Here is a 22,727-nt window from a genome sequence, read left to right as displayed (position 1 = left end):
GCCGCGGCCGGTGGCGGGCGGCGGCGTCGCTGGCCCTGGCGAGCGCGCTGTTCGCGGTGACCGGCGCCGACGGGCCGCCCGGCGGGCCGTGGCCGCCCGGTGCGACCCCGGCGGGCTGGCGGCCGTGGCTGGTGTCGGTCGGCAGCGGGACGTACGCCGAGCCAGGCTGCGTGCGGCCGGTGGCCGGAGCGCTGTACTGCACCGAGCGGATGGGCGGGAGGCTGTACCGGTTCGACGCGGCCACCGGACGCGCGTTGTGGAAGGTGTGGTACGCGGACGACGACCTCGTCACGCCCACTGTCGTCGCCGTCTCGTCCGACGTGGTCCTCGTACGCCGCGATTCCACCGACGCCACCCCCGCGCTGCGGCTCGACGCGGTGGACGCCGCGACCGGAGCACCGCTGTGGCACCGGAGCCTCACCGCGGAGACGTTCCCCACCAGCCCCCTGGCGGACATGGCGGGCGGTGTCGCGGTGGTCGCGATCCAGGGGACGGTCACCGGCTACGACGCCCGCAGCGGGAAGCGGCTGTGGACCCACCGGACGGGCGGCGGGGACGAGTGCCGGCTCCAGATGCTGGGCCTGACGGCTGTGGCGGGCTGCGGCACGGTCGGCGAGGACAAGGCGACCATGGTGACGGCCGCGTACTCCGTGCGCGACGGCGAGCCCCGGTGGTCGACGAGCCACCCGTACTACCTCTATCCGATGGTCGCGGGCGCGGGCCGGATCGTCGTCGGCGTACTGCACACCACCGGCGACGGCCCGGACCGTACCGGTGTACTCGACCCGGACACCGGCAGGGTGACCCTCCTCGCCCAGGGCCCGGGACCGGGCGCGCTGCCGGACGAAGAGGGTGTCATCGTCGGGGACGTCTACTACCAGGCGTCCGACGACTCCTCGGTCAGCGCCCTCGACCTCCGCACCGGCGCCCGGCTGTGGCGGGAGAGGCTGCGGTTCGACAACCCCAGCCGGCCGGTGGTGGCCGCGGACCGGATCTACGTCACCACCCCCACAGGCCGCGTCGCCGCCCTCGACCGCGCCACGGGAGATCCCCTGTGGTACTCCGAGCCGCCCGAGGGCACCCGGACGACGTCGAGCGGCATCGAGTCCCCTCCGAGCCTCGTGGGCGACGTGCTGTACGTCCCGTGCGGCGGCGGCGTCGTCTACTCCCTCGACGTCACCGCCCCCGAACCCGGCCCGCCCGCGCGGGCCTGACGCCCGCCGAGGGCCAGGAGGACACCGTGGACACCATCATCGTGGTGCCCTCCGCGCCACCGGGCGCGGACCGGCCCGAACAGATACCGCTGGCGCCCGGCGACGTACTGGACTTCGGCCGCTCCGGTGCGCCGGGCCCGCCGTCCGGCAGGCGCTGGATGGAGATCGGCCACCCTGGCGTCTCACGCTACGCGGGACAGGTCACCGCCCAGGGCGGGCACTGGGGGCTGAGCAACCTGAGCCTGCAGACCTACGTCGTGGAGAACCCGGAGGGCGCCGGCGAGCACATCAAGATCGCGCCGGGGCGGGTGGACGCCCCGATCCCCTTCGAGTTCTCCCGTGTGGTGCTCCCGGCCGCCGGCGAACTGCTCACCTTCGACGTGTGGGCGCCACGGCACGAGTACCTCGTGCGCGCTCCCGCGGCCGGCCGGGGGGCGCCCACGGTCATGGCCTTCCCGCTCGACCGGGACAAGCGCTACTTCCTCGTCCTCGCGGCGCTCTGCGAGCCGCGGCTGCGCGGCGAACCGCACGCCCCGCTGCCCACCACCGACCAGATCGTCCGGCGGCTGCGGCCCGTGTGGCCCGCCGCCAGCCGGACGACCGTGCAGTGGAACCTCGACTACCTCGCCGTCAAACTCCGCCTCAACGCCCCCTCCGACCTGGCCGCATCAGGCACCCGGCAGACCGGCAAGAAGGAGGCGCTCGCCTCGCTGGCGCTGCGGTTCGACGTCGTACGGGAGGAGGACCTCACGGTGCTGCGGGGGCCGCGGGAGGCGTGACCGGGGCCTCCTTGCGGCGGACCGGTTCCGTCGCCTCCAGGCCCGTGGCGTAGTCCAGTACGCGTGGCTGGTACCCGGGGTCGTCGGGGCGGGCCCGGGTCATCCCGTCGTACTCCCACGTCGCCTCGCGGGCGTCCGTGCGCCACGGCCGGCGCTCCCAGTACACGCCGCGGAACGGGTCGCGGGTCTCGTTCATCCACGCCAGCAGCCGGTCGTGCAGGGCGTCGCGCGGCGCGGCGTGCGCGGGGTCGGCGATCAGGTTGACCAGCTCGCCCGGGTCCTCGGCCAGGTCGTACAGCTCGTCGTCCGAGAGCAGGTTCACCACCAGCTTGTGGCGGCCGTCGAAGACGCCCCGCATCGGCTGGAAGCCGCCGAAGCCGTCGTGGTCCACCTCGTAGCGGCCGAACTCGGTGAACACCGCGTCGGAGGTCCTCGCGGACGGCTCCGCGAGCACCGGCTGCAGCGGGCGGCCCGGGAGGAGGTCCGGGACGTCCAGGCCCAGATGCGTGAGGACGGTGGGCGCCAGATCGATGTGCGAGACGGGGTGCGGCGCCACCGAGCCGGGCTCCGTGGTGCCGGGCAGCCGCACCAGCAGCGGCACCCGGGCGATCTCGTCGTACATCGCCGGGCCCTTGGCCCACAGGCGGTGCGAGCCGAGCATGTCGCCGTGGTCGGAGGTGTACGCCACCAGCGCGCCCGGCGCGTGCGCCTCGACCGCCGCGAGCACCCGGCCGATCTGCCCGTCCACGAACTCCTGCGCCGCGAAGTAGGCCGGAGCGCGCCGCTCGTACGCCGAGCGGTCCTCCGCCAGCCGGTCGCTCGCCCACGTCCGCTGGTGCGCGGGCTTGCCGTCCAGCGGGTCGCGGACGTTGCCGTCGTCGGGGAAGGCGTAGGCGCGGTGCCGGGCGGCGAACTCCGGCGGGGTCAGGCCCGGGTCGTGCGGCTCGTCGTACGACACCACGAGCAGGAAGTCCTCGCCCTCGTGGTCGGCGAGGAAGTCCCGCGCGCGCTGGGTGCAGCGGTAGGCGTAGGTGAACGCCTCCTCGACGCCCGGGTCCTGGGCCGTGCCCGGATCGCGGGAGGCGCGGCGCTCCTCGGGCGTCAGCTCCTGGAGGTAGGTGCGCATGTCATACCAGTACTCCGGGTCCCAGCCGTCCGGGCAGCGGCCGTTGCCGAAGTAGTCGGTGCCGTCGAGATGCCATTTGCCGATGTACGCCGCGGGGACGCCCCGGTCGCGCAGCCGCTGCCCGAGCGTCGGCACGTCCAGGCCCGGGGCGAGGTTGTTGGACCAGGTGCCGTTGGAGTGCGGCCACGTCCCCGTGAACAGCGCCGCCCGCGCCGGGGCGCACACCGGCTGCGCGGTGTACGCCCGCTCGAACCGGGTGCCGCTCGCGGCGAGGCCGTCCAGATGCGGGGTGGCCAGCCCCGTGTCGCGGTAGCAGCCGAGCATGTCCCAGCGGGTGGCGTCCGTCATCAGCACGACGGTCTGGCGGGGCGGTGCGGTGGTCATGGGTCCTCGGGGGGTCGGCGTCGGTCGTCTGCCCCGTCGAGTCTCCGGCGGCCGGCCGCCGGACGGCGATGGACAAAGCGGGGGTGCGTATGGACATTCCCGCGGCACCGGCGCGGCCGTACGCCGTCAGACGCCCACCCACCGCCAGGCGCCGGAGCTGTACGCGCACTTGATCCGGTCGCCGTCCGCGTCGGTGGTGACGGCCCCGTGGTCGCGGTTGCGGCAGAACTGGCCGGCCCGGTAGCAGTTGCCCGCGTTGGACACGATGGAGCACTCGCCCGGCACGCCGTCGTCCGTCGGCGCGGCGGAGACGGGGGCGCGGGAGGGGGAAGGCGACGTCGTCCGCGGGGACTTGCTGGGCGTCGGGGTGGGGGACGGGACCTCGGTGGAGGGGCTCGGGGTCGGGGTCGGAGACGGCGTCGGGGTGGGGGACGGCGAGGCGGCGGCCGTCGTGGCCGGTGTGGTGCTCAGGGCCTTGCCGGACTCCTCCGCCGGGGAGGCGCACCCCGCCGCCCCGAGCGCCAGGGCGAGCGCGGCGCCGAGGACGGCGGCGCGGCGCCGGAGCGTGGTGGGCGGGGTGGCGGGTGTGCGGGATCGCTGTGCGTGGTTCATGGGTCGTTCCCCCGGTTACTGGTGGTGCGGATGTCGCATGGTCCGCACCGGGACGCGCGGTGCTGAAGGGGCCGAACGGGCCCCTCCGCGGCCGAACGGACCCCTCCGCGGACGAACGGCCTCCGCGGGTCCGGGCCGGGGGGAGGCGCTCCCCGCGCTGTCGGTGGCGGGTGCGAGGATGCCCCGTATGCATCCTGACCTTGAGCGCATCGCCCTGATCTCCGACGTGCACGGCAATCTCACGGCGCTGGAAGCGGTCCTCGCCGACATCGACGCGCGTGGCATCACCCGGATCTTCAACCTCGGCGACTACGTGGGCAAGGGGCCGCGCGGCCGGGAGGTCGTGGACATATGCCGGGAGCGGTGCGAGGTCAACATCCTCGGCAACTGGGACGACTTCCTGCCGAACCCGGACCGTACGTTCGACAACGACGCGATGCGCTGGTGGCTCGCGCAGCTCGGCGACGGGCATGGCGAGTGGCTGCGAGGGCTGCCGTTCAGCCACGACTTCCTGATGAGCGGCCGCCGGGTGCGGCTGTTCCACGCCTCGTCGACGTCCGTGCACCGCAGGGTGCGGTTCGACCACGACGAGGAGGAGTTCCTCGGGATGTTCGCGAACACCCCGGCCACCGGCGACGGACCCGTGCCCACGGTCGTCGGGTACGGCGACACCCACGACGCGTACTACGAGGTCGACCGGGAGCGCCGGACGCTGTTCAACACCGGGAGCGTGGGCAACAGCATGGACGATCCGACACCCGTGTACGTGATCATGGAGGGCGTGTACGGGTCGGCGGAACCGGCGCCGTTCTCCCTGCAGTTCGTGCGGGTGCCGTACGACGTGGAGGCGGAGCTGGCGGTGGCGCGGGCCATGGGCCTGCCGGAGTACGCGGGGTACGAGGCGGAGATCCGGGACGGGATCTACCGGCGGGACGCCGAGAAGGGCGAGCCCGTGGCGTACCACCGCAAGAGCCGGGTGGCGGTGGGCTGAGCCCCTACGGCGGACAGTGGCCGGCGCCGTCCGGCGCCGGCTCCAGGACGACGTCCTCACGGCGGACGGCGAGGGCGGCGCGGGCGTCCTCGCGCTCCGGGTCCCAGCGCTCCGGATCCCACAGCCAGATCCAGTCGCCGCCCGCGCCGTAGGTGAGGACGGGGTGGTCCGTGGGCAGCGGGCCGTTGTCGATGGCGATCGGGTCGGTGCCCACGGGGGCCGCGCACACGAGGTGGCCGTCGAGGCCGAAGTACCAGGCGGGGTCGCGGTGGTGGCCGGCCGCACGCTCTGCGCCGTGGGCGGCGTCGGCCGCCTGGTCCAGGCCGATGCCGATGGCCGCCAGGACGTAGGCCACGACCAGCAGGGCGGTGACGGCCACGGCGAAGAAGCGGTTCTCGCCCTTCGTGAAGTGGAAGTGCCGCAGCCAGCCTGCTATCGCCGTGAAGAACAGGGCGGCCCCGAGGGCCAGCCCCAGCGGCTCCAGGGCGACGAGCAGCCGCCCGACGCCCGCCGAGGGGACCGCGCCGACCGGGATGCCCAGCTCGTCGAGGTAGGCGGTGTGCATCAACTCGCCCAGCCAGGTGATCATCGAGAAGGCCACGGGGACGAGCAGCGGCAGGATCCACACCGCGTGCCGGACGACGAACGTCCCCCGCAGCGCCATCCACACGCCCGCGAGGCTGAACCCGGCGATGCCCATCAGCAGCACCACCGCCAGCCAGAACGCCGGCTCCCTGTCCGACAGCCGGACGACGAAGGCCCCGAAGCCCTCGAACAGCGCGACCACCAGGGCGCCGGTGGCCAGTTGCACCCTCAGCGGCTTGTCGCGGGCCTCCTTCGCCCACCGCCCGACCGGGTGGACGCCCGCGAAGCCCAGCACCGCCGGCAGCAGCGCCCACCAGCCCCACGTCCAGCCGACCGCCATCCCGCACAGGATCGCCAGCAGCGCCCCCGCACCCGCCCCCGCGGCCGACACGAGGTACGCCCGCCGCTCCTCGGGCGTCCCCCGTGGCGGCGGATCCTCGTCCGAGTACGACGGCACCCGCACCGCGTGCCCGTCCTCCTCGAAGGCAGGCCCCGCCAGCGTCCGCCCGGCCAGCTCCCGCCCCACGTCCTCCCGCGACGTCCCCGGCGCCACGTGCAGTGCCCGTCCCAGGTCCGCGCCCCCGAGCCGGATCCACCACGCCTCCGCCCGCGCGAGCAGCCCGTCGCCGGCGCGGGTCGCCTTGCGGTGCGCGTGGTACGTCACCCGCGGCGGCCGCTCCCACTCCACGAAGGACACGTCCCGCACCCACAGCCCCAGCTCGTGCCGCCTGGCCAGCCGCTCCACCTCGTCCGCCGCCGCCCGCAGCGCCCGGCGCCGTGCGCCGTTCAGCCGCAGGTCGGCGATCAGCGCGGTGCGCCGGGGGCGGGCCGGCGGGGGCGAGTCCGCGGCCTCGGCCCGCCACGCGGTCCAGCCGCGGGCCCGGAGCAGCTCGACGGCGCGCTCGGTCTCGGCGGGGTCGTCGACCGCCTCCAGCAGCATGCGCACCCGCACCTGTGATCGCATGACGGGCCAGCCTGCCAGCGGCGGTCGGAGGCTTCAACTCCGCGGGTCACGGCCTGCCCCGGCCGCCCCTTGCGGACGCGTGCCGCGCAGTGCCATGGTTGCGCACAATGGCCGCCCGGCCACTGCTTCTCTTCGCAACACCCCTGACTGAAAGGGGTGTTCGAGCGGAAGGGCCGTAGCGTGACGGATCCGGACCGGGCGCTGCCCGTGGCCCTCGGGCCGGGGCGTGTCGTCACCTACCCGGACCCCGACGCGTACGTCCTGGTCGACGGGGTGCTGGTGCGGGTGGCCGTGCCCGGGGGGCTGCCCGGTGACGAGGCGGTCCTCGCGCCGGACGCGGGGAGCGGGCGGCCGGTGGTCCTGGGCGGGAACGAGGGGGACGGGACTGGATGACCAGCGAGGACCTGGCATTCGCCAGTGGTTACGACGAGCGCCAGCCGGTCATCGTCCTGCTCGACACGTCGGAGTCCATGGGAAGGCCCGAGGAGAGTCCGCGGATCGACGCGCTGAACGCGGCGCTGGGGGAGTGGTTCGAGCAGGTGCGCGGCGAGGCGCGGCTGCGGGCGCGCGTCGAGGTGTGCCTCGTGTCCTTCGACTCGCAGGTGCGCGTCTACCATCCGGCCCGGCGGAAGCTGGCGCCCGCCGGCACGGCGGACAGCGCCGAACTCTTCGTCGCCGTGGGGGAGATGCGGCCGCCCCGGCTGGAGGCCGGCGGGTTCACCTGCATGGGCCCCGCGATCGAGACGGCGCTGGGGCTGGCCCGCGAGCGGTACGAGCAGCTGCGGCGCGAGCGGATACCCGTACGGCGGCCGGTGATCTGGCTGCTGACCGACGGCGCGCCCAGCGACGAGAACGGCCGCGCGCTCGACGAGGACGAACTGGCGCCGCTGGCCGAGCGGCTGCGCGCCGGGGAGAACGGCGGTGAGTGCGTCTTCCAGGCCATCGGCGTACGCGGCGCCGACCGGCGGCTGCTCCAGGTGCTCGCGCCGCGCGGCACGTCCATGCTGGCGGAGCTCGACTTCGGGCAGATCCTCGACCACCTCTTCACCAGCTCCGACCGGATCGACCCGGCCCGGCCCGCCGACGAGACCCACGACGAGATCGCCCGCCAGGCGGAGCTGCGCCGCAAGTTCCTCGCCATGGAAGAGGGCTGGCGGTGAGCGGCCTGCCCTGGGCGGTGCCCCGGTACGTCGTGGCGGGCGCCGCCGTGCAGGGAGCACGGCATCTGGCCGGCGGACAGGGCTGCCAGGACGCGTTCAAGGCCGCCCCCGACGAGGCGGGCGAGGCCGCCGTGCTGGCCGTCGCCGACGGGGCGGGGAGCCGGGACCGCAGCGCGCTCGGCGCGCACCTCGCGGTCGACACCGCCTGCCGGATCCTCGCCGAGGAGTTACCCGCGCCGCACGCCGACGGCGCCCTGTGGAGCGCCTGGATCAGCGGGCGCGGGCACGACGTCGTGGCCGAGAGCCTGCGGCTGGCCGCGGCCCTCCTGACCGGCGACGACACCGCACCGCTGGCTGCCACCCTCGCCGCCTGCGTGTTCCGGCCGCCGTGGGCCGCGTTCCTGGCGGTCGGCGACTGCACGGCCACCGTGCTGACCCGGGACGCGCCGGACACACCGGAGCGCTGCCATCTGGTCCTGCCGCCCCCGCCGCCACCTCCCGCCTTCCTCTACGCCCCGGGCGGCGCCCTGCGGCTGCGCACCTTCGTCCTGTGGGACCCGGCCCTGACCGGTGTCGTCCTGGCCACGGACGGCTGTACGCCGATGGTCCTCGACCACCCGTCCGTCCGCGGACTGCCCCCCGAGGCGGGGCCGCTGCCCTCCGCGCGCTTCTTCTGCTCGCTGGCCGCCTCCCTGCGCGCCAACGAGGGGGACGCCGCTCCGCTGCACGCCCTGCTCTGCGGTCCCGACGCGGAGCGCAGCGGCGACGATCTCACCGTGCTGTGCGCGCTGAACCGGGGGGTGGCCGCGTGACGTTCACCTGCTTCTCGGCCGGCGGCCGGACCTGGCCGCTCACCCACCGGATCGGCAGCGGTTCCGAGGGCGCCGTGTACGCCGTGGACGGGCCCGGATCGCTCGTCGCGAAGCTCGTGCCGGACGCCCCGCCCGGATACCGCCGCCGGATCGAGCGGCTGGTCCGCCAGCGGCGCGAACCGCGCACCGTCGCCCTGCTGTCCGGCACGCCGGCGCGGGTGGCGTGGCCGCTGGAGGCGGTGCGCACCGGGACGGGCGCGCAGGGCTATCTGATGCCCGACATGCGCGTCGCGTTCCGTCCGCTCGGCCGGCTGCTGACGCCCGTCGCCCGCCAGGAGCGGATGCCGGCGGCGACGTGGCGGACGGGGCTCGCGGCGGCCGGAGCGCTGGCCCGGCTGCTGGCGGAGGCGCACGCCGAGGGCTATGTGGTCGGCGATCTGAAACCCGACAACCTGTGGGTGGACGACGACGGCCGGATCGGCGCGGCCGACGTGGACTCCTGGCAGTTCACCGACGGCGGCGAGACCTTCCCCGGACGCATGAGCACCCCCGGCTACACGCCCCCCGAACGCCTCGGGGCGGACGCCGCCGCACCGCGGGCGGCGGGCGACGACTTCGTCCTCGCCGTCCTCGTCCACCAGTTGCTGATGTCCGGCCTGCATCCCTTCACGGGGATCCCCGGCGACGGCGGCCCGTACGTCTCCCTGGACGACAACGTGCTGCGCGGCCGCAGCCGGCTGCTGGACCCCGCCTCCGTCGAACTCCCGCGCTCCGCCCCGCCCGTGGACGTACTGCCGCGCCGGCTGACCGCCCTGTTCGTACGGGCCTTCACCCCCGGGCGGCGCCGGCCGGAGGCGGCCGAGTGGGCGCAGGCCCTGGAGGCGGAGCAGGGGCGGCTGGCCTGCTGCCCGGTGAGCGGGCGGCATGTGCACACCGTCGAGCGGCCCTGGTGTCCCTGGTGCGATCAGGCGGCGCGCGGCGGGGACAGCTATCCGGCCCCGGTGGCGGGGGTGGCCCGATGACCGCGGTGTCCGTCGCCCGCACCCTCGACCGCTGCACCACGCTCGGGCCCGGCGTGCGGGCCGTGGTCTGGGTGCAGGGGTGCCCGCTGCGCTGCACGGGCTGCGTGGCCGCCGAGACGCTGCCCTTCGAGGGCGGTACGCCGTGGGCCGTGGACGAGCTGGCGGCGTGGGCCGCCGGGGTGGACGGCATCGAGGGAGTGACGCTGTCCGGGGGCGAGCCGTTCAGCCAGGCCGGTGCGCTGGCCGAGCTGATCGACGGCGTACGGGCGCGCCGGCCGGGGCTCACGGCCATGGCGTACTCCGGCTTCCGCTACGAGGCGCTGGCGCGCGGCAGCGCGGACCAGCGTGCCCTGCTGGCCCGGCTCGACCTGCTGGTCGACGGCCCGTACGTGGCGGCCCGGCACGCCGACCTGCGCTGGCGCGGCTCCGCCAACCAGCGTGTCCTCGCCCTCACTTCCCGCTACGCCGACACGCTCGCCGCGCTGCCGGACACCAGCGCGGGCGTCGAGTTCTCCGTCGCCGACGACGGCGCGCTCAGCTGGGCGGGCGTGCCGCCGGTGCCGGGCTTCCGGGAGGAGCTGGAGCGGCGGATGGCGGAGCGGGGTTTCGCGCTGAGCCCGCAGGCCCCCGTCACGGAGGGCGGGGCGGGCGGCGGGCAGCGGACCGGGAGCGAGCAGCGCACGAGCGGTGAAGGGGCAGAACAGCGATGAGCGGATCACCGAAGTACACGACCGTCTCCTACGATCCCGCCCGCGAGGCCGCCCGCCGCGCCGCGCTTGAGGCGGAACGCAGGCGCCGCGCCGAGGAGCGCGCCCGCCGTGCCCGCGAGCAGGCCGCCCGACGTGCCGCGCTCCGCGCCGAGCAGGCCCGTAAGAACGCCGAACTCGCCGCCCGCCGCGCCGAACAGGACCGCGCCCACGCCGCCGGCGTACGTGCCGAGCAGGGCCGGGCGGCGGCCCGCAGGATGGACGCCGTCGCCCGGCTCCTCACCGACGCCCGGCGGGCCGCGCCGGACGACGAACACCTCGGCGCCCTCCAGGAGCAGCTGACCGCCCTGCGCTCCCGTACGCCCGGCCAGGAGCTGGACGCCGCCGTCGAGGAACTGCGCGGCCGGGTCGTCCTCGCCGCCCCGAAGGCCGGCGCCGCGCGCACCGCCGACCCCGGCCCACTGCTCGACGCGCTGGCCGAACGGCTCGCCGCGGCCGGTCCGGACGGCGCCGCCCTGGACGACACGGGCCACCGCCGCTGCGAGGCGCTGCTGACGGAGCTGCGGGACGCCGCCGCGACCGGACAGCGGGTGCGCTTCGAGGCGCTCCTCGGCACCGCCGAGTACGAGGTCGACCGCCATCTGGCGACCGTCGCCGACGCGGTCGCCGCCCGCGCCGCCGAACAGCGGCGGACGGCGGAGCGGGAAGCGGCCGAGGCCGCCGAGCGCGAGCGGGCGGCGGCCGTCGAGCAGGCCCGTACCGACGCCCTCGCCGAGACCGCCGACCGCTTCGACGCGCTGCACGAGGCCGTACGGGCCGCCGTCTCCGACGCCGCCGGCTTCTCGGACGACGAGCTCGCCGAGCGCCTCGCCGGCCCGCTCGCGCAGGCCGAACGCGCCCTGGCCGAGGGCGACCCGGACACCGCCCGGACAGCGGTGGCGGAGCTGGAGCGCGTGCTGCCGGAGGCCGAGCGGCGGCTCGACGAGCTGCTGCTGGCCCACGAGCGGCGGATCGCGGTGGCCCGGGCCGTACAGGACGCGATGACCGGCGAGGGGCTGTCGTTCACCGGGGGCGACGAGTTCGGCAACCGGGTGCTGCTGCGCTTCGAGCGGCCGGGCGGCGCGGTCTACGAGACGGCCGTCGGCAGCGACGAGGAGGGCACGCCGATGCTCGTCTACCGCATCGAGGGCGAGCCCGACATCTCCGCCGCCGCCTCCGCCGAGGGCGGCGCCGTCTGCGATACGACGGAGGAGCTGCTGGAGCGGGTGCACGGGGCGATGGGCCGCGACGGCTTCACGCCCGGCGAGCTGCACTGGGACGGCAAGCCGCCCGCCCGCGGCCGCCGCCGGCGGCCCGACGAGGGCGTGGGGAGGACACGGTGAGCGACGGTGCCGCCTCCCCGGACGCGAAGGGCGCGTCCGTCGCCGATCCGTTCATGCCGCTGTGGGCGGTCTCCCTCGGCTGGGAGCTGCGCCGCGGCCGCCAGGTGATCCTCGACGGCCAGATCCGCGACCGGTGGTGGGTGGACGGGCACCCGGTGTCCTTCCGGGAACTGCTCTGCCAGGTGCTGGCGTTGCAGGGGGCGGAGGTGGTCGGCTGGTGGGATCCCGTCGACCAGCTGACGTTCCCGCTGCCCGGGCACCAGGGGCGCTTCGACCAGCTCCTCGCGGGGCTGACCGCGCGCGGCGCGGCGGCGGCGGAACAGCCGCAGCCCGACACCCCCGAGGAGCGCCCCTGGGAACGCGACCGCACCGGGCCGCAGTCCGAGGCCGCCGACGCCCCCGGCTCCCGCCGCGCCGAACAGCGCCGCCGCGCCTCCGAGGGCCTGCTCACCCCGCTCGGCCCGCGCCGGCTCGCCTCGCTGGAGGACGTCACCGCCGTCGTACGCCGTCTCGCCGCCTCCCAGGACGCGGCGACCGCGTTCGTCTTCCAGGACGTCGACCACGTCCTCCAGCCGCCCGACCAGGAGGCGTTCCTGGGCTGGCTGCGGCTGCGGGCGGCGATGACCGACGCCGTCGTCCCCCGCCCCCGCGCCGACGGCGCCCCGCCGCCGCACGCCCGCAACGCGGTGCTGTGCGCGGTCGGCGACGTGGGACGCCTGCCCGCCTGGTTCCACCAGGAGGACCCGCGCACCGCGACCCTGCACATCGGCCCGCCCGGGCCGGCCGAGCGGCGGCTGTGGCTGTCCCTGCTGCGCGGCGGCTTCGGCGGCGCGGCCACCGCCACCCCCGAGGAGTGGGAGGCGCTCGTCGGCGCCACCGACGGCATGTCGGCCTGGGAGCTCGACGCCCTCGCCAAGACCTCCCACATCCGCCGCGAGCCCGTCCAGCGGCCCGACAAGCTCGTCCGCGCCCACCGGCTCAACGTCAGCGTCGACCCGTGGACCCAGCTGGACCGCGAGTCCGTGGCCCGCGCGGGCGACGATCTGCGCACCCGCGTCATCGGCCAGGACCACGCCGTCGACGCGGTCGCCACCGCGCTGCAGTCGGCGTACGTCGGTGTGGGCTTCGGCGACTCGGGGATGTCGCGGCCCCGCGGCTCGTTCTTCTTCGTCGGCCCCACCGGCGTCGGCAAGACGGAGCTCGCGAAGGCCGTCGCGGAGCTCATCTTCGGCGACCAGAGCGCGTACGCCCGCTTCGACATGAGCGAGTACCAGCAGGAGCACGCCGCCGAACGCCTCGCCGGCGCGCCGCCCGGCTACCTCGGCTACGAGCAGGGGGGCGAGCTGACGCGGCGGGTGCAGGAGCGCCCGTTCAGCGTGCTCCTCTTCGACGAGATCGAGAAGGCCCACCCGGCGGTGCTGGACAAGTTCCTGCAGATCCTGGAGGACGGCCGGCTCACCGACGGCCGCGGCCAGACCGCCAACTTCTCCCAGTGCCTGGTCATCTTCACCTCCAACACCGGCGCGGAGGGCCTGAAGGACCTCCTGGAGCAGCGCGGCGGCGAGGTCGGTTACGAGCTGCTGGTGCGGCACTTCAAGGACGCCGTGGAGGAGAAGTTCCACGACATCCGCCGGCCCGAGATCCACGGCCGGCTCAAACCCGGCGTCGTCGTCTTCGACATGCTGCGCGACCGCCACGTCACCGGCATCACCGACCGGCTGCTCGACCAGCTGGCGGAGTCGGTGCGCGAGCGGCACCAGGTGGAGCTGGACTACGACCGCCCCGGGCTGCACGCGTGGATCACCGTGCGGATGGCCGATCCGGAGCGCCGCCGCTACGGCGGACGGCAGATCCGCAACGAGCTGGAGGCCGTACGCGCCGTCGTCGTCCGCCACTTCATCCACGCGCGGCCCACCGCCGGCCAGCGGCTGCCGGTCGGCATCGGCGACGACGGCGGTCCGGCGGTCGTCCCCCGCCCGGGGGAGGGCGCGGCCCTGACACTGGAGAAGCCCGAATGACGGCCCCCGGGAGACCCGCATGACCATCCTCGGCATCCATCTCGGCCCCGGCCACGGCCGTATCGGATGGCGCGGACCGGACGGCGGGCCGGTCACCGCCGGGCCCGCGGACCTGGCCGCCACCGACGCCGAGTCCATCGCCCGGCTCCTCGCGCTCGTCCCGCGGCCCGGGCAGCCGGCGGACCGTCCGGGTGCGGCCCTCGCCCTCCCGCCGTCCGGCGCGGGGGAGATGGCGCTGCGCCGCGCCGCCGAGACGGCCGGGGTCACCGTCGTCCACGCGGTGCCCGCGCCCGTCGCCGCCGCCCTGCACTACCGGGCCATCGCGGACGGCGCCGAGTGCACGGCCGTCGTGTGCGACGTGGCGGAGTCCGGTGCCGATCTCACGGTGCTCGTCATCACCGGCGACCGGACGGTCCGCGTCACGGCCACCGAGTGGCACACGCGGGCGGACTTCCCCGGCGCGCTGGACGCGCTGCTGGCCGCCGCCCGCAGCCCGGAGGAGGCGCCCGCGACGATCCTGCTGACCGGGGAGGTCCCCGACGGCCTGCCGGAGAGCCTGGAGCGCGGCACCGGACGCTACGTCCGCTGCGCCGACCCCGAAGAGGCCGTGGTGCGCGGGTTGCTGCTGCTGCCGGACTTCGGCGCGCTGCGCGTCCTCACCGGCCGCCAGGCCCAGCTGCGCCCGCCGCGTCCGACGGCCGGCTGGTCGACGCCGGGGCCCCGCCGTGATCCGGAACCGCCGGCCGCGCGCGACCGGGAGACCGTGGGGCTGCGGGAGGCCGTCCGCGATCCCGAGCCCCGCGGCGTACCGGAGCCCGGCGCCGCGGCGGCCCGGGATCCGGAGCCGGGCGGGGTACGGGAGGACGCGGCGGCGCGCAGGGACGGTGCCGGGCCGCTCGCCGACGGGGGAACCGGGACGCCCACCGACGACCGCCCTGAGACCGCCACCGGCGACCGCAGCGAACCGCAGTGGGAGGGCCGCCGCGGAGGGCCCCGGATCCCGGCCCAGACCGTCCCCGACACCGCCGCCGAGTCGACGGACGCCTGGCGGGCGGAACAGCAGACGCAGACGGCCGTGGGCGCGGCGGGGCGCATCGGCCCGGAGAGCCAGGGGCGCACCGCCCCGGAGAGCGCGGGGCGCCCCGACCCGGAGAGCACGGGGCACCCCGGCCAGGAGGGCACCACGGAGCCCTCCCCCTCGGAAGGGACCACCCCCGTCCCCGTCGAGCAGTTGCAGGCGATGCGCCGCGACGACCACCTCCTCGTCCTGTGGGCCTGGCCCGACGGCAGTCTCACCGCCCGCGTCCGCTGGCGCGTCGAGGGCGACACCCCGGGGCGGCCGCGGGACCGCGGCGACCTCACCTGCCCCCGCCGGGTGTACGAGCACGACGGCGGGCTGGACCTCGTCGTCGGGCGGGGCGCCGTCACCCTCACCGTGGAGGCGCTCGTCCCCGGCGAGCGGCCGTCCGGCGCCGCCTCGCTGCGGGTGCCCGCCGAGGAACCGGTCATCCGCTACAACCCGTCCGTACGCCGTCGGCTGGCCGGCCGCGTGGCCACCGTGACGTTCGAGAGCGACTCCGACTGCGAGCTGCCCGCCCAGCGCGTCGTGCACGCCGCCGGCCGCTACCGGCCGATGAGCGTGAACGACGGCACCGTGGTGCACGAGGTGCCCGCGACGCGGCTGCGCGCCGGGGTGCCCGCGACCGTCGAGTTCCCGCTCCCCGCCACCCGCGGCCCGTCCTGGCTGGTCTGCTTCCCCGCGCACCCCGACGAGGGCCCCGACGTGCGCCCCGAGGCCCTGCACCGACTGAAAGTGACGTGATGGCCAAGAACTTCACCTGCCCGTACTGCTACGAGACCTTCGCCGCCCGCGCCATAGGTTTCCGCTGCAACAGCCGGCAGAGCCGCACCCAGAAGCGCTGCGCCCGCCGCCGCGACGACGTGCTGGAGGCGCGGATGGGCGAGCGCGGCGACGTCGGGCCGGCGTTCTTCGGGCCGGACGGCCGCAGGCCCAAGGCGCCCTGCCCGGAGTGCGACAGCGAGACGACGTACCGGATCTGCCCGGTGTGCCATATGACGCTCCCGGTGCAGTTCGGCATGGTGGAGAACCGGATGATCGCCATGGTCGGCGCGAAGGCGTCCGGCAAGACCGTCTACATGACCGTCCTGCTGCACGAGGTCATGAACCAGATCGGCGCCAACCTCGGCGCCGCGCTGATGGGCTCCGACGACTCCACCCTGCGCCGCTTCCAGGCCGACTACCAGGACCATCTCTACCGCGACGGACAGCTGTTCGCCGGCACCCGGCCCGCGGGCGCCAACGACAACCGGGTCGACCCGCTGGTGTTCCGCTTCAGCCTCAGCCGGCGCGGCCGGCTCAGGGAGCGCCCGCAGCACACCGTGCTGTCGTTCTTCGACACCGCCGGCGAGGACTTCAACTCCCGCGAGAGCGTCGAGCTCAACACCCGCTATCTGGCGGGCGCGGACGGCATCATCCTCATCCTCGACCCGCTGCAGATGCCCGGCGCCCGCAAACTCGCCGCCCCCGGCACGGCGATGCCCGGCCCGGACGGCGTCGACACGCCGGTCAACGTGCTGAGCCGGGTGACGAACATGCTGCTCGCCGAGCACAGCGCCCGCTCGGCGACCCGCGTCTCCACCCCGACGGCCGTCGTCTTCTCCAAGATGGACGCCTTCTGGCACCGCCTGGAGAAGGGCAGCCCGCTGCAGGCGCACCCGCCGCAGCACGACCGCTTCGACGTCGGCGACAGCCTCAGCGTGCACGAGGAGGTACGCCAGCTGCTGCGCGAGTGGGAGGGCGTGACCATCGACCGGATGCTGGAGAACACCTACACCGACTACCGCTACTTCGGGGTGTCCGCGCTGGGCGCCGGCCCCACCCGGGACGCACGGGTCGCGGCCACCGGCATCCAGCCGTACCGGGTGGCGGACCCGCTGCTGTGGCTGCTCAGCGAGTTCGGCGCGGTACCGCGTACGGGCCGGGGGTGACATGGCGCTGCAGCAGCTCTACTACACGTCGTGCGAACAGGGCCTGAGCGGCTTCTCCGGCTTCCAGTTCAACGCGGTGAGCCCGGGCGTCTCCGCCGACACCATGCACGCCGTGGAGGCGCTCTCCGGGTACGAGCCGCCGCGCTCCCTGCTGGGCTCCGACACCCCCGAGGAGCTGGCCCGCTGCCCGGTCAAGCTGTGCTACGTGCCGTCCCCCGACGGCGACGGAGGGACGGCGGTCTGCGCCCGCTACGTGGGCCGGGACTCCGCGCGCCGCTTCGGCAACTACTTCGCGCACGCCCTGCACAGCCCGGCGGACTTCACCGAGGACAGCGGGCGGCTGCTGCCCGTCGAGCTGTGGGACTCGCCGGAGTGGACCACCACCGCCGTCGCCGAGAACCGCATCCCCGAGCTGTCCGGCGCGCCCCGCCCCGGCCCCCTCACCCCCGACGCGGCCGCCCGCTTCCTCGCCGCGCACCCGTACGGCGACAAGCTCGCGGACCTCCTCGCCGCCGTGTTCGCCGCCCTCGACGAGAAGCGCACCGTCATCGTCGTCGACACCTCGACCGAGCGCATCGCGCACTGGTTCGCCGCCGTGTCGTACCTGCTGCCGCCGCCGCGCGCCCGGCGGCTGTCGTTCGCCACCTACCTCCACCAGCCGGGCCGCAGCCGGCTGCACCTCGTGGGGGCGCTGCCGGAGACCCGGATCGACATCGGCCCCGACGACCACGACAGCTACCGCGTCTTCGACTTCACCAGCGGCCACTTCCCCGCCGACGGCACCGTCCCGGTGCACCACCTGGTGCGGCTGCTGGCCCGGATCGGCGTCGCCCAGGCACCCTCCGTCTGGTCCTGGGCGACCGGGTACGTCACGGGCCGCGAGCACCACCTCGGCGACTGGCACGCCCCCCTGGCCGCCGCCGCGACCGCCGGCGGCGTCCCCCTCGAAGCCGACGACGTACGCGCCCTCACCGGCTGGATCGGCGGCGCGAGCCACCTCGACGAGCTGCAGGCGGCCGTGGCCCGCGACGTGTTCCTGCGCCACCGCGACCTCGACGAGACGCAGCTGCAGGCCCTCAGCACCGCCGCCCGGGACGGCGGCGACCACGATCTGCACCAGGAGCTGGAGGGCAGGCTCTTCGAGTCCCGGATCCGCGCCTACCGCGACGACGCCTCCAACGCGGTCGTGCCCGTGCCCTTCGCGGACGCCGAACAGCTGCGCCGCGCAGGCGCGTACTGGCAGCAGGTGCTGCCGGAGGCGGACCCCCGGCAGACGGCGCGGCTGCTCCTGTGGTCCCTCGGCAGCGAACTCGACCCGCCCCGGGAGGTGTTCCGCGAGGCGGCCGACCGGCTCGCCCTCTCCCTGCTGGAGACGGCCGCCCTGCGCAGCGCCGACACGCGTGCGCAGGGGGAGATACGGCAGCTGTACGAGACGAGCCCCGCCTTCCGTGCCGCGCTCGCGCACGCCGTCGCCGAACTCCTGGACCGGCGGCCCGGGCAGGCGATGGTCTTCTTCACCTTCCCGGCCAGCCTGCTGCGCGCCGACGACCTGCGCGACATGCCGCTGCTGCTGGAGCACTACTGGGTGGCGCAGACCGAACGCAGCCCCCGCCTGGCGGTCGAGCACCTCGGGCGCATCCTGCGGCTGCGCGGGAAGGACGTACCCGATCCGGAGCTGCTGCAGCGGCTGTGGCCGCGCCGCCGGTGGACGCACCAGGAAGCCATCGAGATCGTGCGCAGGCTGCCGCGCTCGGGGGACGGCGGGAAGGAGCTCGGCGAGTGGTTCGACCGGGCGGTCGGCCAGGAGACGCCCGACGAGGCGTCCCTCCTCGAAGCCCTCGCCCTGTGCCACGCGCTGTCCCTCCCGGGCCGCGACGGGTGGCTGCTCCCGGCGACGCGGGAGTGCGTCCAGACGTGTCTCGTGCTGGCCGACCGCCTCGAGACCTCCGCGACCGCCTCGTCCCTGGCGGAGTCGTTCGGCGGCAGCCGCATCGACAAATGGGGGCCCAGCCAGGCCTTGAAGAAGCTGCGGCTGCCGGGCCGGCTGGTGGCGCTGCCGGTCGCCCCGCCCGACGTGAGCCGGTATCTGCTGCGGATGGGCGACGGAACGGCCGTGGCGTACCTCACGAAGCTGCGGGCCGCGGCCGCCTCCCGGCAGGGCGTCAGCGACGTCGTACTCGGCCATGTCGGCGGACTGCTGCTGATGCGCGCGGAGCGACGGAAGGTGCCCGTGGGCCAGGCGGACCTCGTCATGGAGATCACCGGCCGCGCGGTGACCGCGTGGCGGCGCAAGGACGCCGAGCGTCTGATCGCGGTGGTCCGCCCGTACGACAGGGAGTACGCGCAGCGGCTGCAGACCGCCCTCGACGAGCGGAAGTCCCTCGCGAGCAGGCTCGTACCGCGGCGGCGCAACAAGGACAAGGGGGACCGGTGACATGGGCTATCTGATCGGGTACGTCCTGGGCCTCGCGGTGTACGTGGTCTTCATCGCCCCGGTCGTCGCCGTCGGCCGGGCCCTCGGGCACGCGGGCGAACTCACCGGCCGGCACGCCCGGCTGGTCGCCGGCGTCGTCCACGACCGCACACCGCAGTACACGGTCATCGCGCCCTACCGGCCGGACACCGAGCCGCAGCCCGCGTACCGGCAGTACTTTTTCGGCCCCGCCCAGCGGGATCTGCGCCAGCTCCTCACGCTCGCCTGGCGGATGTTCCTCCGCACCACCGGCGACCGGCTGCGGGCGGGCCACCAGCGCTATCTGACCGGCCAGGGCGACGACGCGATCTTCTACGCCCCGTGGGGGGTGACGCTGCAGCTCGGCATCGTCGTGGGCGCGGCGCTCGGGCTGCTCCTCCAGACGCTGCTGACGCTGCTGCAGGCCCTGCTGGTGGGGCTGCTGTACGCGCTCGCGGCCGCCGGCGCGGGGCTGCTGCGCGGGGTGGACGGCGTGTCGCTGCTGCTGAAGAAGCTGCACAAGGGCATGGTCTGCCCCACCTGTTACGAGAAGATCGGCTACCCGGTGTACGAGTGCCGGCGCGCCGACTGCCGCCGCCGGCACCCCGACATACGCCCCGGCCGCTACGGCATCGTGCGCCGCCGGTGCGCGTGCGGGGAGCGGCTGCCGACGCTGATCCTGCTGATGCGCCGGGAGCGGCGGCTGCAGCCGTACTGCCCGTACTGCGAGAGCTCCATGAGCGAGGCGACCGGGCATATGGCGGAGGCGGTGCTGCCGTTCTTCGGCGGGCAGGCGGCCGGGAAGACGCAGCTGATGGCCGCGATGATGCTGACGCTGGAGAGCGAATCGGCGCCCGGCGGGCGCGAGATGCGCACGGCGGACGACTCGACGCGGCTCAACTACGAGGTGCTGCGCGAGGTCCTGCAGATCCAGGGGCATCCGCGCGGCACCCAGGTGGAGCTGCCGCGGGCGTACTCCGTGGTCGTGCGGCGCGGGCGCGGCGAGCGGATGCTCCACCTGTTCGACACGGCGGGGGAGCGGTTCGTCAGCCGCGACGGCACGGACGCGCTGCGGTACGTGCAGGCGGCGCGCACGTTCCTGTTCGTCCTGGACCCGCTGGCCGTCGCAGCCTTCTGGAACCTGCCCGCCCAGCGCGGCCCGCACATCCCGGACCGCACGCTGGCCTCCCGTATCCCGCCGGACCTGGTCTTCCAGCAGTCGGTGCAGGCGATGATCCAGATGGACGCGCCGCTGAAGCAGTCGCGGCTCGCGGTCGCCGTCAGCAAGGCCGACCTGTACGAACCGCCCGCCGCCCCCGACGCGGCGGAGTGGCTGACCCGGGAGCTGGGCCTGGGCAACCTGATCCGCTCCATGGGCGTGGAGTTCAAGGAGGTCCGCTACTTCTTCACCGCCGCGGTCACGACGGGCGACGGCACCCCGCACACAAGCCTGGCGGCGCTGGCGGACTGGTGCCTCGACGACGGGGTGAAGGTCGCCGGCTGAGCGCCGCGCGTCCGGGCCGGATCACCCCACCGCCCGGGCCGCCCTCTCCACCGCGTCCTTGACGAGCGGCGGCGGCTCCTGCGGCAGCGACTCCAGCAGCTCGCGCCCGCGTTCGTACGCGGCCCGCGCCAGGGTCCGGTCGCCGGCGACGGCCGCCAGCTCGAAGTGCTCCCGCACCACCTCGCGCCCCAGCCCGTAGCGCCGCCAGCCCTCCGCGGAGGTGTCGGCGGGCACGGCGGGCATGGGTATGTCCAGGGCGTACTGGCCCGGGTGTTCCGGCTCGGCCTCCGGCGGGTCCAGCGCCCGCAGCGCCCGCCGCAGGGAGTCCCAGGCCGCCGCCGTGTCCCCGGCCTGCCGCTGGAGCCCGGCGAGGGTGGTCCAGGCGGAGCCGCGGTCCCAGGCCGTGGACTGCAGCCGGGCGTCAAGCTGCTGGGCGCGGGCCGCCTGGGCGAAGTCGCCGAGCTCCGCCAGCTCGTGGACGAGGGAGGTGAGCCGGTCCGTCTGCGCGGGGCCGGTGTCGTCCAGCAGCCGGATCAGCGCGGCCCGGGCGTGCTCGGTACGTCCCTGGCGCCGGGCCAGCTCGATCCACTGCAGCTCCGGCTCCTGCGCCGGGTCCTCGCCGAACATCGGCCCGGCCGGTGCTGCCGCCCACTCCCGCAGGGCCTGCGCGCCCTCCTCCGGTATCTCGGAGAGGCCGCAGTGGGTGTCGAACGACGTCTCGCGCAGCCGGTGCAGGAGCGGCAGCTCGGCCGTGCCGCCGTACCGCGCGATCAGCACCGCCGACAGCCGGAGTTCGTCCGTCATCCCGTACCGGGCCTCCTGCTCCGCCAGCACCCGCAGGAAGCCCAGATCGCCCGGGTCGCGGTCGTAGTGGGCGGCCAGCAGGGCCGTGGCGCGCCGGACGTCGTCGGCGGCGACCTGGGCCCAGCTGTCCGCCGAGGAGCGCAGCAGGGCCAGATCCGCCCGTCCCGGCTCCAGGACGACGTCGTACAACGGCGTCCCGGCGTGCGGGTGGAGCGGCTCGGACGCGAGCAACTCGTCGGCGTTCAGCAGGAGGTGGTCGGGTTCGGTGCGCAGCTGCGCGGCGTGCAGGCGGGCGATCAGTTCGACGGGGGAGCGCTCGGCCAGCCCGAGCGCGGCGAGCAGTGCGGTGCGGTGGGCGTCGAGGCCGGGGACGTAGGCGCGGTGCTCGTCCTCGGCCTCCGTCACGGCGGCGATGATCTCCGCCTCCGGCAGGTCGGGCGTGACATCGACCAGATCCCGCCAGGCCGGCAGGCCGATCACGATCTCCAGCGCCTCGTCGACGCTCATGCCGATCAGCGCGGCCTGCCCCTCCGACGAGGCGTAGAGCACCGGCCCGCCGTCGCACACGAAGAACGTCCCGCCCGTGTCGTCGCCCGCGACCGGCTGCAGCGGGGCGCCCGAGGCCAGCCGGACGGCCTCGCCGTGCTCGGCGCGGCGCAGGTCGAAGTCGAAGGGGAAGGCGGCGAGACCGGCCAGTTCCGGATCGCCGCGCAGGATGTCGAGTGCGCTCATGCCCCGGACGCTAACAGCGGCCACCGACACTCACTTGCGTCGAATACACCCAGGGGGTATACATGGGGGCACGAGATACCCCCAGGGGGTATCGATTGAACGTGAGACAAGGAGACGCCCATGTCCGGCAACTGCTGCTCCCCGAACGGCACCTGCCACACCTCCGACGCCCCGGCGGCCGGTGCGCAGACGACCGCGGTCGCCGTCGCCGACGGCGTCACGACCACGTACAAGGTCGAGGGCGTCGGCAGCGCCCACTGCCAGGGTGTCGTCAACAACGCCCTCGGCGGTCTGGACACCGTGCTCGTCGCCGACGCCGGCATCGGCACCGGCCTGGTGACCGTCACCACCGACGGGGAGCCCGACGACGCGCTCATCGCCCGCACGATCGAGGACGCCGGCTACGGGTTCGCCGGCCGCGCCTGACCGTCCGGCGAGGAAGGGGGCGGGGGCCGCGACGATGTCGCGGC

19 protein-coding genes are annotated in these 22,727 nt (G+C 75.2%); 15 read left to right on the top strand and 4 right to left on the bottom strand.

Translation table 11 applies throughout. The features are described 5' to 3' along the window. Both AB0M28_RS33615 and AB0M28_RS33610 read left to right on the top strand, forming a co-directional pair. On the top strand, positions 1-1,214 hold a 1,214-nt coding region (locus tag AB0M28_RS33615), incomplete at its 5' end, for a PQQ-binding-like beta-propeller repeat protein (RefSeq protein ID WP_365413374.1). 35 nt (positions 1,215-1,249) lie between these two features. Further along, a complete protein-coding gene (locus tag AB0M28_RS33610) occupies positions 1,250-1,993 on the top strand; it encodes an FHA domain-containing protein (protein ID WP_365413376.1) in 744 nt (247 codons plus the stop codon). Here the strand turns inward: AB0M28_RS33610 and AB0M28_RS33605 are convergent. Then, positions 1,962-3,503 (bottom strand): sulfatase-like hydrolase/transferase, encoded by a 1,542-nt coding sequence (locus AB0M28_RS33605; RefSeq protein ID WP_365413372.1) that lies wholly within the window; start codon positions 3,501-3,503, stop codon positions 1,962-1,964. The genes AB0M28_RS33610 and AB0M28_RS33605 overlap by 32 nt on opposite strands. 126 nt (positions 3,504-3,629) lie before the next feature. Then, complete coding sequence (locus AB0M28_RS33600; RefSeq protein ID WP_365413370.1) at positions 3,630-4,115, bottom strand: hypothetical protein; 486 nt, start codon at positions 4,113-4,115, stop codon at positions 3,630-3,632. A gap of 187 nt (positions 4,116-4,302) precedes the next feature. On the opposite strand from AB0M28_RS33600, the gene AB0M28_RS33595 reads away from it, so the two are divergent. Next, positions 4,303-5,106 carry a metallophosphoesterase family protein gene (locus AB0M28_RS33595; protein ID WP_365413368.1) on the top strand — a complete coding sequence of 268 codons (804 nt, stop codon included), beginning with the start codon at positions 4,303-4,305 and terminating at the stop codon, positions 5,104-5,106. Positions 5,107-5,110: 4 nt separating this feature from the next. Here the strand turns inward: AB0M28_RS33595 and AB0M28_RS33590 are convergent, their stop codons facing one another. Further along, positions 5,111-6,655, bottom strand: coding sequence for a hypothetical protein (locus AB0M28_RS33590; protein WP_365413366.1), 1,545 nt, complete (start codon positions 6,653-6,655; stop codon positions 5,111-5,113). Positions 6,656-6,835: 180 nt separating this feature from the next. On the opposite strand from AB0M28_RS33590, the gene AB0M28_RS33585 reads away from it, so the two are divergent. The 11 genes from AB0M28_RS33585 to AB0M28_RS33535 are packed head-to-tail and all read left to right on the top strand — an operon-like array spanning position 6,836 to position 20,721. Next, positions 6,836-7,048 (top strand): hypothetical protein, encoded by a 213-nt coding sequence (locus tag AB0M28_RS33585; protein ID WP_365413364.1) that lies wholly within the window; start codon positions 6,836-6,838, stop codon positions 7,046-7,048. Continuing rightward, entirely contained in the window at positions 7,045-7,815 is a 771-nt protein-coding gene (locus AB0M28_RS33580) for a VWA domain-containing protein (RefSeq protein ID WP_365413362.1), read from the top strand. Before AB0M28_RS33585 ends, AB0M28_RS33580 begins: the two co-directional genes overlap by 4 nt. Beyond that, positions 7,812-8,627: a protein phosphatase 2C domain-containing protein gene (locus AB0M28_RS33575; protein ID WP_365413360.1), complete on the top strand. Its 816-nt coding sequence runs from the start codon at positions 7,812-7,814 to the stop codon at positions 8,625-8,627. Before AB0M28_RS33580 ends, AB0M28_RS33575 begins: the two co-directional genes overlap by 4 nt. Then, positions 8,624-9,649: a hypothetical protein gene (locus tag AB0M28_RS33570; RefSeq protein ID WP_365413358.1), complete on the top strand. Its 1,026-nt coding sequence runs from the start codon at positions 8,624-8,626 to the stop codon at positions 9,647-9,649. Before AB0M28_RS33575 ends, AB0M28_RS33570 begins: the two co-directional genes overlap by 4 nt. Next, positions 9,646-10,359, top strand: coding sequence for a 4Fe-4S single cluster domain-containing protein (locus AB0M28_RS33565; protein WP_365413356.1), 714 nt, complete (start codon positions 9,646-9,648; stop codon positions 10,357-10,359). The genes AB0M28_RS33570 and AB0M28_RS33565 overlap by 4 nt, the downstream gene beginning before the upstream one ends. Next, positions 10,356-11,738: a hypothetical protein gene (locus AB0M28_RS33560; RefSeq protein WP_365413354.1), complete on the top strand. Its 1,383-nt coding sequence runs from the start codon at positions 10,356-10,358 to the stop codon at positions 11,736-11,738. The genes AB0M28_RS33565 and AB0M28_RS33560 overlap by 4 nt, the downstream gene beginning before the upstream one ends. Next, positions 11,735-13,756: an AAA family ATPase gene (locus tag AB0M28_RS33555; protein ID WP_365413352.1), complete on the top strand. Its 2,022-nt coding sequence runs from the start codon at positions 11,735-11,737 to the stop codon at positions 13,754-13,756. Before AB0M28_RS33560 ends, AB0M28_RS33555 begins: the two co-directional genes overlap by 4 nt. Before the next feature lie 19 nt (positions 13,757-13,775). Beyond that, positions 13,776-15,578, top strand: coding sequence for a hypothetical protein (locus tag AB0M28_RS33550; protein WP_365413350.1), 1,803 nt, complete (start codon positions 13,776-13,778; stop codon positions 15,576-15,578). Next, a complete protein-coding gene (locus AB0M28_RS33545) occupies positions 15,578-16,765 on the top strand; it encodes a hypothetical protein (protein ID WP_365413348.1) in 1,188 nt (395 codons plus the stop codon). Before AB0M28_RS33550 ends, AB0M28_RS33545 begins: the two co-directional genes overlap by 1 nt. Position 16,766: 1 nt before the next feature. After that, complete coding sequence (locus tag AB0M28_RS33540) at positions 16,767-19,199, top strand: GTPase-associated protein 1-related protein (protein WP_365413346.1); 2,433 nt, start codon at positions 16,767-16,769, stop codon at positions 19,197-19,199. 1 nt (position 19,200) lies between these two features. After that, positions 19,201-20,721 (top strand): hypothetical protein, encoded by a 1,521-nt coding sequence (locus tag AB0M28_RS33535; protein ID WP_365413345.1) that lies wholly within the window; start codon positions 19,201-19,203, stop codon positions 20,719-20,721. Between the two features lie 21 nt (positions 20,722-20,742). On the opposite strand, the gene AB0M28_RS33530 is transcribed toward AB0M28_RS33535, so the two are convergent. Further along, entirely contained in the window at positions 20,743-22,257 is a 1,515-nt protein-coding gene (locus tag AB0M28_RS33530; protein ID WP_365413343.1) for a hypothetical protein, read from the bottom strand. A 120-nt stretch (positions 22,258-22,377) separates the two neighbouring features. Between AB0M28_RS33530 and AB0M28_RS33525 the strand changes: the two genes are divergently transcribed. Continuing rightward, the gene (locus tag AB0M28_RS33525; RefSeq protein WP_365413341.1) at positions 22,378-22,683 is read left to right on the top strand and encodes a heavy-metal-associated domain-containing protein; all 306 of its coding nucleotides are present in this window, start codon (positions 22,378-22,380) and stop codon (positions 22,681-22,683) included. Positions 22,684-22,727: the final 44 nt, after the last annotated feature.

Source organism: Streptomyces sp. NPDC051940 (assembly GCF_040680895.1).
GTDB lineage: Bacteria > Actinomycetota > Actinomycetes > Streptomycetales > Streptomycetaceae > Streptomyces.
The sequence above is the reverse complement of the archived record's forward strand: the minus strand, read 5'-3'. Positions and strand labels throughout refer to the sequence as shown.

What these genes read in the sequence shown, in the direction of transcription:
- AB0M28_RS33605 (WP_365413372.1), bottom strand. Translation starts at nt 3,503, where the DNA reads ATGACCACCGCACCGCCCCGCCAGACCGTCGTGCTGATGACGGACGCC.
- AB0M28_RS33600 (WP_365413370.1), bottom strand. Translation starts at nt 4,115, where the DNA reads ATGAACCACGCACAGCGATCCCGCACACCCGCCACCCCGCCCACCACG.
- AB0M28_RS33595 (WP_365413368.1), top strand. Translation starts at nt 4,303, where the DNA reads ATGCATCCTGACCTTGAGCGCATCGCCCTGATCTCCGACGTGCACGGC.
- AB0M28_RS33590 (WP_365413366.1), bottom strand. Translation starts at nt 6,655, where the DNA reads ATGCGATCACAGGTGCGGGTGCGCATGCTGCTGGAGGCGGTCGACGAC.
- AB0M28_RS33580 (WP_365413362.1), top strand. Translation starts at nt 7,045, where the DNA reads ATGACCAGCGAGGACCTGGCATTCGCCAGTGGTTACGACGAGCGCCAG.
- AB0M28_RS33565 (WP_365413356.1), top strand. Translation starts at nt 9,646, where the DNA reads ATGACCGCGGTGTCCGTCGCCCGCACCCTCGACCGCTGCACCACGCTC.
- AB0M28_RS33560 (WP_365413354.1), top strand. Translation starts at nt 10,356, where the DNA reads ATGAGCGGATCACCGAAGTACACGACCGTCTCCTACGATCCCGCCCGC.
- AB0M28_RS33550 (WP_365413350.1), top strand. Translation starts at nt 13,776, where the DNA reads ATGACCATCCTCGGCATCCATCTCGGCCCCGGCCACGGCCGTATCGGA.
- AB0M28_RS33545 (WP_365413348.1), top strand. Translation starts at nt 15,578, where the DNA reads ATGGCCAAGAACTTCACCTGCCCGTACTGCTACGAGACCTTCGCCGCC.
- AB0M28_RS33540 (WP_365413346.1), top strand. Translation starts at nt 16,767, where the DNA reads ATGGCGCTGCAGCAGCTCTACTACACGTCGTGCGAACAGGGCCTGAGC.
- AB0M28_RS33535 (WP_365413345.1), top strand. Translation starts at nt 19,201, where the DNA reads ATGGGCTATCTGATCGGGTACGTCCTGGGCCTCGCGGTGTACGTGGTC.
- AB0M28_RS33530 (WP_365413343.1), bottom strand. Translation starts at nt 22,257, where the DNA reads ATGAGCGCACTCGACATCCTGCGCGGCGATCCGGAACTGGCCGGTCTC.
- AB0M28_RS33525 (WP_365413341.1), top strand. Translation starts at nt 22,378, where the DNA reads ATGTCCGGCAACTGCTGCTCCCCGAACGGCACCTGCCACACCTCCGAC.